Origin of the sequence: Burkholderia aenigmatica (genome assembly GCF_902499175.1) — a bacterium.
GTDB lineage: Bacteria > Pseudomonadota > Gammaproteobacteria > Burkholderiales > Burkholderiaceae > Burkholderia > Burkholderia aenigmatica.
This window is the reverse complement of record NZ_CABVQC010000007.1, coordinates 116692-130994: the sequence shown is the minus strand read 5'-3', so window position 1 is coordinate 130994 and position 14303 is coordinate 116692. Positions and strand designations below refer to the sequence as shown.

Below are 14303 nucleotides of genomic sequence, written 5' to 3'. Positions count from 1 at the left end.
AGACTCCTAAGTAATGACTTAGGCCCTATGCTCGTCATGGTCCCCGCTCAGCCCCAGCAACTATCCGGTAGCCGACCCACCCGTATTCTTGTGCCTTATTTGGTCACTCAAAAACGGTAGCTGTGGGTGGATTTCCGTGGCACTCGCTGGAATGAAAAAAGGAGCCGAAGCTCCTTTTTTCAATGACCTACAGACCCCAGTAGAAGTCTGTGGATCAAAATTTGGAGCGGGAAGACGAACTGGGGGTCAGTCTTTTCGACAGGGATCGACGCGGAACTCGGCTGACTCCGGCAGGCGCTGCTTTTTTGCTGGATATCCGCAGACTCTTCACTGTTCTGGACCAGGCCAGAGAGAACGTCAGGGCCATCGCAGCCGGTCAAAAAGGCAGCCTACGCATCGCCATATCCGATGGCGCAGCCGATCAGCGGCTGTCTGCGTTCCTCGCACATTGCCGTGAGGATGAGCCCGAGATTGAGGTACGGCTGTCCGAAGTCCCGCTGGCTGAGCAGTTGCGTGGGCTGCGGTCCGGCGATTTCACGATAGGGTTCGCTCACACGGCCGAAGTTGGCGATGGCATATGTGCCGAACCAATCTGGCAAGACCCATTGGTGATCGCCATGCCGATCCGCCATGAATTGCTTGCTCATAAAGAGATACCGCTTCACAAGCTCGGGGAGCACCCGTTGATCCTGTGTGACCCGCAGGTGTGCGAGGGCTACTGTCGCGAGCTGACACGTCTTCTGCGACCCTTGGAGCGGGAGCCAAACATTGTCGAGCACGCGTCGTCTTTGGACATGATGCTTACGCTGGTCGGAGCAGGCTACGGCATTGGCTTCACCACGGCGGCGAGGATGGCAACCAGTCAGCGTACTGATGTGGTTGCTCGGCCATTGGCGGTGGATTCGGCTGTGATCAATACCTACCTGCTGCGCCTGAGCAATGACACGTTGTCCCCGTCCTTGGAGCGGTTCATTGCCCGCCTGCGCTCGCAAGGCGGCAGCGCAGCAAGTAATTGAGGCCAACGTGCCCGATGGACCAGCCATGGCTTCCAGTAGATGTAGGTAGACTGCGGTGGACACACGTCTGTTGCCAGATGGCTGGAACTGGTACACTTACTGGCCGGTTGCAGTGCAACGAACCGGGAAAACCCATTTTTAATCAATGGGTTGGATGCGCGGATTTGTTCCCATCGCCCGCTCCACACATCACCTAGCTCCTTGATTCCAACGGGCTAAGTGCATGTCTCACGAGCTTCACCGCACCACTACTACAGTGGTCTCCTACGGTGGCTCAAACCTCCTGCCTCTATCGTCGCCCCAGCGGCATCTACGTCGTCCGTCTCGTCGTCCCCAAGCGGTTGCGCTCAGCAGTCGGCAAGAACGAAATTCACGCGTCCACCCGCCTCCGGGATTGGGAAGCCGCTAAACTCGTCGCCCATCAGATTCAGTCGCATTGGCGCGGGCACTTCATGACGTTGGACATCGAAAAACTGCGGGCAGGAAACCCGTTGCTTGACGGCGAGGGCATGATTCCCATTGTCGAGGCTGCCCGGACCGTCGGTATGCAGGCGGAATCGCTGGCGAATGAACTGCTCAACGATGGCGGGCCGGTCTTCACGCACCTGCACGGGCAATCCTGCTGGCGGGTGCCCGTCCTCAACGACCTGGACCGGGACTTCGGCGGCGAATTCATCTGGAACGAGGTGGAGATCAACGGCGAGCGAACCGTCCACACCGGAACCGTGCGCGTCCTCGACGGGCGGGCCACGCTGCAACAGGTCATCACCGCCGGGGCGGCACAAGAAGGTGTGTTCCGAGACGGCAAGTCAGCGGGCATCTTTCTTGACGACCCGATAGCCATCGACCTCGCTCGTTGCATCGTTTACAAAACGGCCGTCACAAAGGTTCGCGCCCGGCTGGTTGCATCACTCAGCCCTGCCTCCACTGTCGCCCTGCCACCGCCGTCGATCATTTCGAGCGCATCCATAGCTGCATTGTCCGTCCCAAGCCCGTCAGCGACCGTTGGCGCCGTCCCAACCGGGTTGCCGACGCGCATTGAACCAACGCCGGTCGTATTCGATCCGATCACGGCCAAACATGGCAAGAAACGATTCTGGGACCTGTTCGAGCTTTACGCACGAAGTCGCACATGGGGCGAGGATCAAACCCGGCGCATGACAACAGAAGCACGTCTTTTTCGCGACCTCATGGGCGACCCGGAACTCGGCGAAATCGAACTGGAGACCATCGACCAATACGCCAGCCGCTTGGCGCAACTACCTTCCGACATCTATCTAGCCAAGCGCCGGTTCGGAACCGAGTCGCTCGACGACTTAATCCGCATTGCGGAACGCGAAGGACTTGAACTCAAGCGGGAAGCGACGATCAAGGGGCACATTGGACGCCTTAGCGAGATCCTCGCATTCGGCGAGCGCAAGCACATGCTGCGGTTCAACCCCGCATCCGACTACAAGCGTGGCGATGGGCGGTTCAATGCGCCGCGCGCTCAGGACGAGCGACACGCATTTACCTCGCAGGAGTTGTCGTTGATCTTCGCGCAGGACTGGTTTGCTACCGGTGCGGGTTCGTTCAACCGGACGGGTTGGACCACTTGGCGCCCACACTACTACTGGCTGCCCTTGCTCGGTTTATTCACTGGCGGACGAATCAACGAACTCTGCCAGTTATACCTGTCGGACATCCACCAGACGGAAGGCGGCGCGTGGTATCTCGATTTCAACCTCATGGGGCCCGACAAAGTTGACGAGAGCGACAAGTCTCTCAAGACGATCAATGCGCTACGCGTCGTCCCGCTACATGACAGGCTCGTCCAACTCGGGCTGCCGGAATACGTCCAGACGCTTCGCAAAGCAGGCTACACCCGTCTATTTCCGGAACTCAAACGAGATGCGGTAAAAGGTTACGGTAAACCCGCCAGTTCTTGGTTCAATGAACGATTCTTGGGACGAACGCTCGGCATCGAACGAAACGGAATGAAGACGTTTCACTCGTTCCGACACACGTTCCTGACCGCAACCGAACGTCTGGGCACCCCGGAACGGGTGATGGCGCAAATAGCAGGGCATCAGCGCGGAGACACTGAAAGCTGGAACCGTTATGCGAAGGACCGGGATGCGGACCAGTTGGCCGCAGTCATCAATGGGCTTACCTTCCGTGAGGCAAACGGCATCGCGCCATTCATTGCGTCAGACGGCATCCGGGCCATTGAATGTGCCAAGCGTCAGAAGGAACTTGTGCGTCGTGGATCCAGCGGCACGCGGGCTGACGAGCCCCTAGTCTTGAACTGACGGTGCGCCCTCCGCACCGTCTTCCTCGAACAATGTCTTGACCGGCACGCCGAGAGCATCGGCAATTGTCTGAATCGAGTCCAAGGATGGATTCGCCTTGCCCGTCTCGATCTTCCCCATATAGCTGCGAACGAAGCCGCACTTGTCGGCGAAAGCCTCTTGGCTCAACCCGGTCGTAGCTTTCCGCAGTTCTCGAACCCTCGCCCCAAAGCGATTCCTGAGTGATGTGTTTGCCGTCATCCGTGGGATGTTGGCGGGCGCGTATAATCGCGACCACACCCTAATAATGGCCACCCTAAAAGTAGCCACCCTATAAATGACACAACCACATGCAAACCATCGGCGCGCAACGCGCGCTTCCGTAGCGTTGCTGCTGGCGCTGATATGCGGACCGGTAGCGACCAACCGGGCATGGGCTGGCAGCGAGGGCATCTGTTTGCAGATCAGTCGGATGGCGCTGGAGATGGCTCGAGACAGGGACGATGGGGTTCCCTATGCGACGGAGCAAGCGAAATTCGAAACGAGCCTCAAAACGATCAAGCCCGAGTGGCGGCGCGAATTCCGCGGACTCTACATGGGCTCACTCGATCTGGTTTACAAACGTCAACGCGACGCCACACCGGATCAGTTGCAACGCGCCGTCTACAAGGTTTGCGCTTCCGAATACTGAAACGCAACGCTGCCGTAGCGCAACACACGCGGGGCACGTCTTGTTGCGTTTGTCCACCTCCCGCCATATCTAGAAAGAGACCTGACCAATGATAAAGAAGCTCGGGGCTTGCGCCCTGGCCCTTACCCTGTCCGCGTGCATGACGATGGGAAGCAAGTTCGACATCCACGACGCCGACCAATTCGTTCCGGGCGTGACGACGATGCGGCAAGCGCAAGAGAAGCTTGGCACACCGACGGCGACCAACGCTATGCCGAACGGCGGCACGCTTCAACAATGGATGTATTCGCAAGCGTCAGTGATCGGTGGCACTTCGTCCAACCTTGCAATCCTTTTCGACAAAGACGGCAAAATGATCCGCATCCAAAGTCGCGGACAGGTCAATACCCGGTAGTGCCGGGGTCATCCACGAAGGGCGGCGCGCGCTTTGGCGCACCGCTGCCCTAGCACTAGCATGGGCACCATCAACCGGTCGGTAAACCGGGCCGCATACGCCCAGCGCGTCGCATTTTGGGTCACCGCAGCCATGTAATTATTACCGTTCGCCTGCTCAATTTTTAGGCTCGCGAATTTCGCTTCGCAACTCATTGATTTTATTGAATTAAAAAAATGAACGTTGCCTACCAGAGCTATTGAAAAGCCTACCTCCGGTTTATAACCTTCTTCCTCCCAAGCACGCCGCAACGGCGAGCCAATCACACAAAGCGGAGGAATAATGGCTATCCATGTAATCGAGGACTACAGAAATTTTGGATCGAAGGCGAAGGAACTCTATAGAGAAATCGAAGGGGAGATGGAAGGCGCTCTTTTTCTTCTCGCCGAGTCAATCATCAAAACAGATATAGAGCCAGAAAATTGGTCGAGAAAGCTCTTTAAAAATCCTAGCGACGCCGTGTTATTTATCGAGGATCTTAGGGACGAGAGCGACTGCTATCGAATAGTCGACAAGATATATAACCCCTTCTTCTATCAATGGTGCATTTGTCACTTCAACTCCTTGGAAGAGCTTGCGGAGCTTCTTGTAACTTACGACGAAGAATTTTCTCAATTTATCGACGAGCATGGTTGACTATAGCCTGATAGGCCATTGAATCAATAACGGCTCGTCTCGCTGGGAGGCTTGACTAGACTTGAGACGTCCCGGCGAGCACCAATGCCAAATGCGCCCTAGTCTACGGCCACCAAGATCCTGGCAGATTATTGGTCAGCGCAAACTTCTCAGCTTCATGTGGAAATTTATATGCGGTCGAGAACCTTCCGTTAAATTCCATCCCGAATAGCGTTGATCGTTGCACGGGAGACCGCATAGGCCCGTGCAATGGCGCTTACCGACTCGCCCCGCCCTACCGCTTCCAGAATCTCGCGGCGCTGTTCTGGCGTGGTTTTAGACGGTCTGCCGAGCTTCTTCCCCTCCTGACGTGCGCGAGCAAGTCCGGCTTGCGTTCTCTCAACCAGTAGATCGCGCTCCATCTCTGCAACAGACGCCAGCATCGTGAGCAGCAATTTCCCCGCAGGTGACGTTAAATCGGTCTGCCCCAACTGCATCACGATTACTTTGATTGACCGCTTTTCGAGTGCCCGAATGGTTTGCAGCACATCCACAGCGTCACGCCCGAGCCGGTCGAGCTTTGCGACGACGAGCGTTTCGCCGTCCCGAATCTTGTCGAGCAATCGCCCGAACTCTGGGCGCTCACTGGCGCAGGTCTTTCCGCTGATCCCGTGGTCCGCGAACCAGTAGTCAATCGCGAACCCGGCACCCTCAAGCTCAAGTCGCTGGTTCTCTGTTGTTTGCTGGCCGGTTGACACCCGCCCATATCCGAAGGTCTTCATCCTGTCCGCCCCTGTTAGAAAACGGTGCCAGGTTAGGATGGCCTGTTGGAAAAGCCAAGGGCTATATTTTCAACACATTGGCACCCGCTGCCGGAGAGGTGTCGGAAACCGGTCGTTATTCGGCGCCCGATCAATCACACTTTGTCACACTGGTGTGATATAGTTTGTTCTGTTGTTTCCCCATCACTCTTTTGGAACTGACTCATGGCTACTGACAAGCGCCGCATCACTCTGGCAGTGGATACGTCCACCGCTGACCTTCTCTCTTGGCTTGCCGACGCAACTGAACTCACCGAGTCCGGCATCGTCAATCGTTTGTTGTCCTCACATATCGAGGAACTGTGGGAACTGCGAACATGGCTCGAACAGCTTCCGCGCGACAGCAAGGAATGGGCGCTGGGCACCAACCTCCTCGCGAGCTACGGCCCGGATGATCTCGTCAAAGGAATCAAGCGCATTGCGCCCGGTTACGAGACTATCGGCGACCGGTTTGAGCGCAGCTTAAGCGAGGCCGGGGTATCGAAATGAACGCCGCAGCGATCCAGCACGACACGACTTTGCAGGCGCGAGACGATCTGGATTCGCTGCTTGACGATCTACCGATACCGACGCACTCGGGTGCGTCACAACTCAAACTCGTCGGACCGGCTAGCATTGCGGTCCGCACCGAGACGCGGGCATACGAGTTTCCGTGCGATGGATGGGAGCATCTGACTGAAGTAGACGACCACATACTCCTCGACAGGCTACGCGAGTTGACAGGCCCACTCACCTCCCCGACGACATCTGGGCGCTACATGCAGCACCGCGTGGAAATCGGTCAACTCGGTCTTGCGCTCAACCGGCGCGGCAAGATCGCCCCTCGCTTTCGGCCACTTCCAAAACCTGCCCATACATGCGCCGCAGGTGGCCCCGATGAGTATCTAGGGCGAGACCGGCAAGTTATCGATTGCCACTGGTTGCACGAACGTGGGCACCGCTATGTGATCGACACGGAACTGGACTTTCGTGAGCTTTTCACTGGCGAGTCGTTCGATTTCAAGGGCGCCGCGGAGTTTGCGCGTGCTAAGTGGACGGGCGAACGAAAGCTCCAAGCGCTAGGCATCGATGACGCACTCGCCGCAGAACTTGCTGCCCTACAGACCGACTCAATCCGCGAGAAGTGGAAGCGTATCGACCGATCCAAGGCTGCATGGCGCAGCGCCCTCAACAACGCAACACGTCGTCAGCGGAACGTGCGTAGCCACATCGACGACTGGATCGACGTGCGCGTAGCAATGGAACTGATTGGACTTGACGCGCCAGCGCACGAGCTAGCGTCACTTGTCGCTAGGATGCGCGGGACAAAGCCCATCGATGTGCGGGGCATGAAACGCAAGGTCGATACAATCAAAAAGCACCTGGGCCTCTCGCAGTAGGGCGCAGAACTGCGGATAGTATCCGGGATACATTCCGGGATGGTTGCAGGGATATATCACGGGATAGTTGACCCGATAGTTTTCAAATAAAATCAATAGCTTACAAGAAAACCCGCTCCATAGCCTGTAGCCAGTAACCGAGTAACGAGGTATCCGAGTAACCATGGGCGGCTGACGCCGCCCTTGGGTTCCCCCTCTCCGCTTTCAGGGAGACTCCGGAATGGGAAGCTCGCGGAAAGAAAAATACGTCCCGGTTTGCTGGGTTTTTCGCGCCTTTCCGCACGGAAAGGCGCGCACATATGCGCGCTCCCGCTCGTCCACGGCATATAGCGTTCCTGCTTTCAGCAGCGAGTGCGAAGTCGAGAACATTAAGCAATAGCTAATCGGATATCCAACTAATCCTCATATAACTCACGTCAATGTCGTTCGATCGCAACCATCTGCGGACGCTCGCGTGTAAGCAAGGCCTCACTTGCTCCGCTAGATCAGGAACGACCGCCTCCGAATGGAAGAGAGCGCTCACGCGAACGCTGCTAAGCTTCGCGCAATCTCTGAGCACATAGCCGACAAAGCGGTGGGCTGCGCGGAGAGCAACTATCGCGTCTTGGGTCGAGCAATATGCAGGAATTTTTGCTATCCCGAGAGCTGCACTCTTTGGCGAGGTTGATACCGACGATTCCTCTGACCACTCTATCCAATCATATTTTTGCGCTTTAGGATGAACAAATGCATCGCGAAGTGTTTTTAATTCTGCGTATCCTTGGAATTCGCTTCGCGATCGATCAAGAGGCTTCGAGCGCGGGTGCAGTCTGAGAAAAAAGTCGAACTTTCCGGCCGTCGATAAGCGATCGACCTCTTCAGAAAATCGACGTCCAAGGTTCAACGTGTCGAGACAAGCGTTGGCACACGCCTCTAAAAAGAGCACTGACGAGAGTATCGATGCACGCGCCAACGTATTTCGGAGGTCGAAGTTATCGTGCACTTCAGATTCCATGGCAAGCGCAATTGCATCATCGATCAATGACGGGATTCCGCGTTCGACGGCTGCTGGCGCTTGAGTAGCTAATGTGGTGGTCGAAACCTTGATGTTCATATAGTATTGGCGAGCAATTATTGACTTGCAGCGATCTAATCATGCATGAGGCGCCCTCTTCGAGCACGACGGCTTTACAAGAATACCTCAGTGGGTTCGTGCCATCTTGGCAGAGCCCCACACTAGACCCCAAGTCCTTTGGGATGCTCAGTTATTCAACCCCCTTGTGCCCTGACAACTATCTTACGTTTGCAGAGAAGGATCTGCGTCTCGGCGGCCCTCGTGGCCTTGTGAACAGCTTAGCAAACTCCAAGCGAGCCATTGATTGCCAAATTTTTGGCGTGCTGCACGCGCTGGGACTGCCGGAGCCGCGTAATTTTCCAGACCGACTTGAAAGGCTCAAAGCATTGGGTTTATTGGCCCCCAGAGTCGTAAAAAAAATTGCGCAATTGCGAAATGTCCTAGAACACCAATATTACAAACCGACGTTAGACGAAGTAGAAGACGCATTGGATATCGCAACCTTATTTCTTGGAACATTGCGTCCTTACTTCGCGGGTGGCTCATACATGGAAAGCGCATGGCTAGCTGATGAAATTTCAGTTAACCCTCGCGGTCAGATAATACGGACTCGCACACACACAACGTGGAGTCATGCGGACGAACCTCGTTTCACGTATGCGCGGGGAATATTTATCGCCGCCGAAACCGGAGCCAAGTCGATCGAACTTGCCCTTGTCCACGATAATATTGAAATTGCCTGTGTGCATCTGTGGCCGAACGACGCGAGTTACGTTGAACTCCAAGGGCTTTTATTGAGATCGTCGGTCGAAAACCTCCCATATTCGAAGGCTGGAGCCCGGCGCTTTCTGAAAGCACTGAATTCGGCGACGGCGCACTCTGAACGCAACGTTTAATGCCTAGGAAATGCGGCCAGACAAACGAATCGTCCGAGACGAGCGACGGTTCTACTCGTGGTAGCGCTCCCTGTGTTCTCTCCCGCAGTTCCCCGGTCCTCCCCGTTTCTGACTCTGTTAGCATCGCAAACGTCCAGCTACAACGCACCAACGAGGGCACCAGTCGGACTTCGCACGGCGGTAGAGAGTCCTAGGGAATCCGTGACCGCCTCAAGGTATCGCGTCCTTCAATCGAGGCCGCGGATCGCCAATCCTTATAGTTGGCAGCAACGCCTGAGACTTTCTGGCGCAAAACGCTCTACCACGCCCGTATAGTGGAGTTAATTAGGCCAATGGCAACCGTTGCGCTAATCGGCGCAGGGTGTGTTATCCCACTCGTCCTGACTCATTCGCTTGAAAGCATATTTGCGCAACATACAAGCGTCGTGCTTGAGTTTCTCCTGTTCACGGAGAAGGCGAATCTGCTGAAGGTATCCACGATTTTCCATCTGTGTCGGCGCTAGCAGTGCGCGCGCCTGTTCATCACTCATGGCCAATATCTGCGCGTCGGTGTAATAGGTAAACCCGTGCGCGGATACTGCCACCGCACACAAAATAACACCCAGCAAAGATCGCCTCATTTCATCCCCGTGGTATTTGATTATCGGTCGCGATACTCCCCGACCGCTATAGGGTTGTCAAGCAAGGCAATGGCCCTTCCTCGCGACCTCGCACGAGGATATGTCACCGCGAACGTTCATCGGGCTTGCGACGCCGAAACCGCCATCGGAGCCCAGTGCTCTGGTAAACTGCTACACAAGCATCCGACATGGAGTAGCGCTGCCCGCTCCATGTTCCTTTTAAATCAAGGTGTTGCGGGGGCGCGTGGACGGTGCTTCGATTCCCATCGCCCGCTCCAGTACATCTCAAACCCCTGCCGCGCAAGGCTTGCAGGGTTCTCCGGCAGTCACTGCGCCTCTTCCCGCGATATCCGTCTCGAATGTGTGCCACGGTGCATTTCCGTCGCGCGCCTGCGCCAGGATCGACCGATAGCTCACCCGTGACGTAGCGTCCGGCGTCTGCCCCATCCGCCACATACCTCCAGCCGCCCTCGCCCAACGACATGCGAAGGCCGGTCGACGCACGCGGCGCCTACCTCATGCCGCCCGCAACATCACGATGAGGATGGGCAAGCACAGCAGGCCATGAAGCACGATCGCGCAATAGGCCGGCACCAAGTCCACTCCGGCATCATCTTTCGCATGCAGCAACGCACCGATCGCCCAGACGAGACCGCCCAGCGAAACGATCCCGCACAGAACCACGACAGCCAGCGCCGTACCGATCGCACCAAATCCCGACGCCCCCGCGAAGGCCCCCGGATCATTCAGGATCGATATACCGACGATGCCGGCAATCGCACACTCGGCGAGTGCAAGGATGGCCGGGCTGCTACCGATCTTGCGACGCACGGAAGTTGTTTCACTCATGGCTTTTCTCCCCAAAGGCCAGTGATGGCGGATCATGCCGACGCACCCACTCGCACGGTTGTTGCAAGCGCAACAACCGGCGAAGCATGAATCGTCGCGGCAGCCGTCATCGCTTCTTGTCGTTCTGGCCGCAGGCCGTCGAAACGAAACGCGCACTGTTCATTTTCATCACGTTGCGCACGCGTCTCACGCATCCGGTCATGCCGCTGCGTACGCGATTCTACTCAATCGTCCGAACCATCCCGCCCCCCAAGAAAAAAGACGCACGCTCCCTCATCGGGAAAATCGGTCATCGAACAGACGAACGCCGGCCTCGACGCACTGACCGACGACGAGGAAATCCGCCTGCAACGGATGAATCGCGCGTATCGCGAGCAGCATGGCTTCCCGTTCATCATCTGCGTGCACCACTACACGAAGGCCAGCATCTTCTTCGAACTCGAGAGCCGCGTGTCGCGCGAGACCGCATTCGAACGCGACTACGCGCTGAATCAGATCAAGGCGATCACGCGCCGCCGGCTCGACCAGCGCGTCGGGTTACGCGCCACGCATCCGTTCGCTGAAACGAGGGCCGATGTGGCATGCGCTTCGGCCCCGTCCCCATATGCCCCCTCCCCCGAGCACGTCGACGCCGGGCCGACGGCAGCACCGCCGCAGCCCCCGCAACCTTGCCAGTCGGATCAAACCAGTCCATAATCCGGCTCTTTCCGGTTGGCTGAACGGGAAATCCTTAAGGATCAACGGCTTGACGGCGTATCGCCGCTCCCGTCGCCACGTTCCGCAACCGCGCGCCCAGCCGCCTCGTCGAAGGCGGCTTTTTTGTACCGCGCTGGCGCGTCCCGCGCGCCCGATGCCCTCGCCCGCAACCGAGCCTTTCTCTGTCACCGATGATGCACGACGACCCGAACGAAACCGGCCTGCCGCCGCACGACGACGCCATTCCCGACGAAGCCGCCGAAGGCGCCGACGCAGTCAATCCGCTGCACCACCGCCGCATCCGCAGCTTCGTGACGCGCGCCGGCCGCGTATCGACCGGCCAGCGCCGCGCGATGGACGAACTCGGCCCGCGCTTCGTGGTGCCGTACACGCCGGAACTGCCCGACTGGAACGCGGTGTTCGGCCGCAACGCGCCGCGCATCCTCGAAATCGGCTTCGGCATGGGCGCATCGACCGCGGAAATCGCTGCGAACCGCCCCGGCGACGACTTCCTCGGCGTCGAGGTGCACGAGCCGGGTGTCGGCGCGCTGCTGAAACTGATCGGCGAGCAGGATCTGCCGAACATCCGCATCATCCAGCACGACGCGGTCGAGGTGCTCGAGCACATGATCGCGCCGGAAAGCCTCGACGGCGTGCACATCTTCTTCCCCGACCCGTGGCACAAGGCGCGCCACCACAAGCGCCGGCTGATCCAGCCGCCGCTCGTCGCGCATCTCGCGTCGCGCCTGAAGCCCGGCGCGTACATTCACTGCGCGACCGACTGGCAGAACTACGCGGAACAGATGCTCGAAGTGCTCGGCGCGGAGCCGACGCTCGAAAACACGGCCGCCGACTACGCACCGCGCCCCGACTACCGCCCGGTGACGAAGTTCGAACGGCGTGGGCTGCGGCTCGGCCACGGCGTGTGGGACCTGGTGTTCCGCAAGCGCGCAAGCTGAGCCCTCCCGCCGCGGCGGCGCATGCCGCCCTGCTCCGGACAAGAAAAAGCCCGACCGGCATCCGCCGATCGGGCTTTTTTCATGGGAGGCGCGCCCGCCTCCGTATTCGCGTCACGCCCAGTTCAGCCAGCCGCTGTACCCGACCAGCAGCACGAACAGCCCGAACGCAATCCGGTACCACGCGAACACCGTGAAATCGTGCGTCGCGACGTAGCGCAGCAGCCAGCGCACGCACACGAACGCGCTGACGAACGCCGCGACGAGCCCGAGCGCGAACAGGCCGAGCGAATCGACGGTGAACGCCTCCCAGTCCTTGACGGTTTCATAGAGCGTCGCGCCGAAGATGATCGGAATCGCGAGGAAGAACGAGAATTCGGTGGCGACGCGCCGGTCGAGGCCGAACAGCATCCCGCCGATGATCGTCGAGCCCGAGCGCGACATGCCGGGAATCAGCGCGAAACACTGCGCGATGCCGACCTTGAGCGCATCGAGCGGCGTCAGCGCATCGACCGACACCACGCGCGGCGGCTCGCGACGCTCGCGCTGCCGCGCCTCGGCCCACAGGATGATCGCGCCGCCCACGACGAGCGCGAACGCGACGGGAACCGGCGAGAACAGCACGGCCTTGATCTTCTTCTCGAACAGCAGGCCGAGTGCGATCGCGGGAATCGTCGCGATCACGACGTTCAGCGTGAAGCGCCGCGCGTCGGGCCGGCTCGGCAGCCCTGACACGATGGACGCGATCCGTTGCCGGTATTCCCAGCAGACCGCGAGGATCGCGCCGAACTGGATCACGACGTCGAATGTCTTCGCGTGCGAATCGTTGAAATTCAGGAAGCTGCCCGCGACGATCAGGTGACCGGTACTCGACACCGGCAGGAACTCCGTCAGCCCCTCGACGACGCCGAGGATCAAAGCCTTGCAGATCAGGATCCAGTCCATCCGTGGCCCAACTCCGAAATGGTCGAATGAATGGGCCACTCTTCCACGCGCGGCCCCCCTCCGGCCGAGCGCGGGTCGTCGTCATTTTTCGACGATCGCCACGCGTATGCCGTTTGTAAGAATCGTAATTGTACCGGGTTCGTAGTTCACCCCGGCAAATTGCAGTTGTTCGGGCTTGAACGTGTAGATCGGATAGTTGGTCAGCAACTGCGTCGCGAGCAGGCCGGCGGCCGCGCCGACCTGTTGCGCGTACATCTGCGCGTCGCCGTCGAGCGCGAGGCTGTCGACGGCCGGCGACTTCAGCACGACCGAGCGGCTCGGCGCGTCGTAAGCAAGCTGGCCCGACACGGTGAACTTGCCGTTGACGGGCGCGCGCAGGAACGGGCTCACGAAATGCGCGTCGAGCTGCACGGCGACGCGGTTCTGGTCGGGCAGCAGGCTGACGGCCGGGTTCGCGAGCGATACGTCGACGACCTGCGCGACCGTCTTCTGGTACGGGAACTTGCGCGCGACGGCTTTCTGCACGTCACCGCGCGAGAACGTGTAGTGATCGGGGATGAACGGGAACGTCGACGCGCACGCGGCGAGCGAGAGCGTCACGCCGATGGCGCCTACGGTTGCGGCAAGAAAACGGCGCCGGCCGGGCGCGCAAGGTGCGGTCATGCTAAACACTCTCCTGGTGACGACGGCCGCGTCGCGGCCTCGAGACGCGTGAGCCACGCGAGCGCGTCGTCGCGCGATGCGCCGCACATGTCCGCCGCCGGCTGCAACCCGGAACAGCACGCGGGCCGCTCGGGGCGGCCGAAGATCCGGCAGCGCAGGTCGTCGCCGAGCTGCACGCAGCGCACGCCGGCCGGCTTGCCGTCGGGCATGCCGGGAATCGGGCTGGAAATCGACGGCGCGATGCAGCACGCGCCGCAGCCCTCGCGGCACGCATGCGGCGGCGGGACGGCTGACGCCGGGCGGACAGGCAATTCGACGGACACTCGGCTCTCTCGAACGAACAACAAAAAAACGGTGCGGCAACCGGACGCGGTGCCGGCAGCCCCACCCCGCATTGTG

Annotated in this window: 18 protein-coding genes; 10 read left to right on the top strand and 8 right to left on the bottom strand. The window is 59.1% G+C overall.

From position 1 onward, the window contains the following. The first annotated feature begins 209 nt into the window (after window positions 1-209). On the top strand, window positions 210-1016 hold the full coding sequence (locus BDO18943_RS07580; RefSeq protein WP_235995879.1) for a LysR family transcriptional regulator: 807 nt from the start codon (window positions 210-212) through the stop codon (window positions 1014-1016). A 269-nt stretch (window positions 1017-1285) separates the two neighbouring features. Beyond that, a complete protein-coding gene (locus tag BDO18943_RS07575; protein WP_175021859.1) occupies window positions 1286-3307 on the top strand; it encodes a site-specific integrase in 2022 nt (673 codons plus the stop codon). On the opposite strand, the gene BDO18943_RS07570 is transcribed toward BDO18943_RS07575, so the two are convergent. After that, window positions 3293-3547: a helix-turn-helix domain-containing protein gene (locus BDO18943_RS07570; protein ID WP_076605870.1), complete on the bottom strand. Its 255-nt coding sequence runs from the start codon at window positions 3545-3547 to the stop codon at window positions 3293-3295. The two genes, BDO18943_RS07575 and BDO18943_RS07570, sit on opposite strands and share 15 nt — an antisense overlap. 76 nt (window positions 3548-3623) lie before the next feature. Here BDO18943_RS07570 and BDO18943_RS07565 point away from each other — a divergent pair, with 76 nt between their 5' ends. The 3 genes from BDO18943_RS07565 to BDO18943_RS07555 all read left to right on the top strand — a co-directional run bounded on the left by BDO18943_RS07565 (window position 3624) and on the right by BDO18943_RS07555 (window position 5046). Then, the gene (locus BDO18943_RS07565) at window positions 3624-3977 is read left to right on the top strand and encodes a hypothetical protein (RefSeq protein WP_175021858.1); all 354 of its coding nucleotides are present in this window, start codon (window positions 3624-3626) and stop codon (window positions 3975-3977) included. Between the two features lie 88 nt (window positions 3978-4065). Next, window positions 4066-4371 carry a hypothetical protein gene (locus tag BDO18943_RS07560; RefSeq protein ID WP_235995877.1) on the top strand — a complete coding sequence of 102 codons (306 nt, stop codon included), beginning with the start codon at window positions 4066-4068 and terminating at the stop codon, window positions 4369-4371. 321 nt (window positions 4372-4692) lie between these two features. Further along, window positions 4693-5046, top strand: a complete 354-nt coding sequence (locus tag BDO18943_RS07555; protein ID WP_175021857.1) for a hypothetical protein — start codon at window positions 4693-4695, stop codon at window positions 5044-5046. A gap of 191 nt (window positions 5047-5237) precedes the next feature. Here BDO18943_RS07555 and BDO18943_RS07550 read toward each other — a convergent pair whose 3' ends face one another. Continuing rightward, window positions 5238-5807: a recombinase family protein gene (locus BDO18943_RS07550; protein ID WP_175021856.1), complete on the bottom strand. Its 570-nt coding sequence runs from the start codon at window positions 5805-5807 to the stop codon at window positions 5238-5240. 204 nt (window positions 5808-6011) lie between these two features. Here BDO18943_RS07550 and BDO18943_RS07545 point away from each other — a divergent pair, with 204 nt between their 5' ends. Then, the gene (locus BDO18943_RS07545) at window positions 6012-6335 is read left to right on the top strand and encodes a hypothetical protein (protein WP_055320267.1); all 324 of its coding nucleotides are present in this window, start codon (window positions 6012-6014) and stop codon (window positions 6333-6335) included. Further along, window positions 6332-7225, top strand: a complete 894-nt coding sequence (locus BDO18943_RS07540) for a hypothetical protein (RefSeq protein WP_175021855.1) — start codon at window positions 6332-6334, stop codon at window positions 7223-7225. Before BDO18943_RS07545 ends, BDO18943_RS07540 begins: the two co-directional genes overlap by 4 nt. A gap of 379 nt (window positions 7226-7604) precedes the next feature. Here BDO18943_RS07540 and BDO18943_RS07535 read toward each other — a convergent pair whose 3' ends face one another. After that, window positions 7605-8318 carry a hypothetical protein gene (locus BDO18943_RS07535; protein ID WP_144446011.1) on the bottom strand — a complete coding sequence of 238 codons (714 nt, stop codon included), beginning with the start codon at window positions 8316-8318 and terminating at the stop codon, window positions 7605-7607. A 41-nt stretch (window positions 8319-8359) separates the two neighbouring features. On the opposite strand from BDO18943_RS07535, the gene BDO18943_RS07530 reads away from it, so the two are divergent. Further along, on the top strand, window positions 8360-9175 hold the full coding sequence (locus tag BDO18943_RS07530) for a hypothetical protein (RefSeq protein WP_175021854.1): 816 nt from the start codon (window positions 8360-8362) through the stop codon (window positions 9173-9175). Window positions 9176-9522: 347 nt separating this feature from the next. Here BDO18943_RS07530 and BDO18943_RS07525 read toward each other — a convergent pair whose 3' ends face one another. Further along, window positions 9523-9705 (bottom strand): hypothetical protein, encoded by a 183-nt coding sequence (locus tag BDO18943_RS07525; protein ID WP_175021853.1) that lies wholly within the window; start codon window positions 9703-9705, stop codon window positions 9523-9525. Between the two features lie 606 nt (window positions 9706-10311). Beyond that, window positions 10312-10644, bottom strand: coding sequence for a hypothetical protein (locus BDO18943_RS07520; protein WP_175021852.1), 333 nt, complete (start codon window positions 10642-10644; stop codon window positions 10312-10314). 90 nt (window positions 10645-10734) lie between these two features. Between BDO18943_RS07520 and BDO18943_RS42570 the strand changes: the two genes are divergently transcribed. After that, window positions 10735-11340: a 2-oxo-4-hydroxy-4-carboxy-5-ureidoimidazoline decarboxylase gene (locus BDO18943_RS42570; RefSeq protein ID WP_321533528.1), complete on the top strand. Its 606-nt coding sequence runs from the start codon at window positions 10735-10737 to the stop codon at window positions 11338-11340. Between the two features lie 191 nt (window positions 11341-11531). Next, window positions 11532-12299 (top strand): tRNA (guanosine(46)-N7)-methyltransferase TrmB, encoded by a 768-nt coding sequence (gene trmB, locus BDO18943_RS07510; RefSeq protein WP_175021851.1) that lies wholly within the window; start codon window positions 11532-11534, stop codon window positions 12297-12299. A gap of 111 nt (window positions 12300-12410) precedes the next feature. Here the strand turns inward: trmB and BDO18943_RS07505 are convergent, their stop codons facing one another. The 3 genes from BDO18943_RS07505 to BDO18943_RS07495 form a co-directional block, all read right to left on the bottom strand. Then, window positions 12411-13241, bottom strand: coding sequence for an undecaprenyl-diphosphate phosphatase (locus BDO18943_RS07505; protein ID WP_175021850.1), 831 nt, complete (start codon window positions 13239-13241; stop codon window positions 12411-12413). Between the two features lie 81 nt (window positions 13242-13322). After that, entirely contained in the window at window positions 13323-13904 is a 582-nt protein-coding gene (locus BDO18943_RS07500) for a DUF1439 domain-containing protein (RefSeq protein WP_175021849.1), read from the bottom strand. Then, the gene (locus tag BDO18943_RS07495; RefSeq protein WP_407649795.1) at window positions 13901-14227 is read right to left on the bottom strand and encodes a YkgJ family cysteine cluster protein; all 327 of its coding nucleotides are present in this window, start codon (window positions 14225-14227) and stop codon (window positions 13901-13903) included. The genes BDO18943_RS07500 and BDO18943_RS07495 overlap by 4 nt, the downstream gene beginning before the upstream one ends. Window positions 14228-14303: the final 76 nt, after the last annotated feature.

Coding starts and splice junctions, on each gene's coding strand:
- BDO18943_RS07500 (WP_175021849.1), bottom strand. CDS start 13,904: ATGACCGCACCTTGCGCGCCCGGCCGGCGCCGTTTTCTTGCCGCAACC.
- BDO18943_RS07505 (WP_175021850.1), bottom strand. CDS start 13,241: ATGGACTGGATCCTGATCTGCAAGGCTTTGATCCTCGGCGTCGTCGAG.
- BDO18943_RS07555 (WP_175021857.1), top strand. CDS start 4,693: ATGGCTATCCATGTAATCGAGGACTACAGAAATTTTGGATCGAAGGCG.
- BDO18943_RS07560 (WP_235995877.1), top strand. CDS start 4,066: ATGATAAAGAAGCTCGGGGCTTGCGCCCTGGCCCTTACCCTGTCCGCG.
- BDO18943_RS07525 (WP_175021853.1), bottom strand. CDS start 9,705: ATGAGTGATGAACAGGCGCGCGCACTGCTAGCGCCGACACAGATGGAA.
- BDO18943_RS07545 (WP_055320267.1), top strand. CDS start 6,012: ATGGCTACTGACAAGCGCCGCATCACTCTGGCAGTGGATACGTCCACC.
- BDO18943_RS07570 (WP_076605870.1), bottom strand. CDS start 3,547: ATGACGGCAAACACATCACTCAGGAATCGCTTTGGGGCGAGGGTTCGA.
- BDO18943_RS07540 (WP_175021855.1), top strand. CDS start 6,332: ATGAACGCCGCAGCGATCCAGCACGACACGACTTTGCAGGCGCGAGAC.
- BDO18943_RS07535 (WP_144446011.1), bottom strand. CDS start 8,318: ATGAACATCAAGGTTTCGACCACCACATTAGCTACTCAAGCGCCAGCA.
- BDO18943_RS07530 (WP_175021854.1), top strand. CDS start 8,360: ATGCATGAGGCGCCCTCTTCGAGCACGACGGCTTTACAAGAATACCTC.
- BDO18943_RS07565 (WP_175021858.1), top strand. CDS start 3,624: ATGACACAACCACATGCAAACCATCGGCGCGCAACGCGCGCTTCCGTA.
- BDO18943_RS07550 (WP_175021856.1), bottom strand. CDS start 5,807: ATGAAGACCTTCGGATATGGGCGGGTGTCAACCGGCCAGCAAACAACA.
- BDO18943_RS07520 (WP_175021852.1), bottom strand. CDS start 10,644: ATGAGTGAAACAACTTCCGTGCGTCGCAAGATCGGTAGCAGCCCGGCC.
- trmB (WP_175021851.1), top strand. CDS start 11,532: ATGATGCACGACGACCCGAACGAAACCGGCCTGCCGCCGCACGACGAC.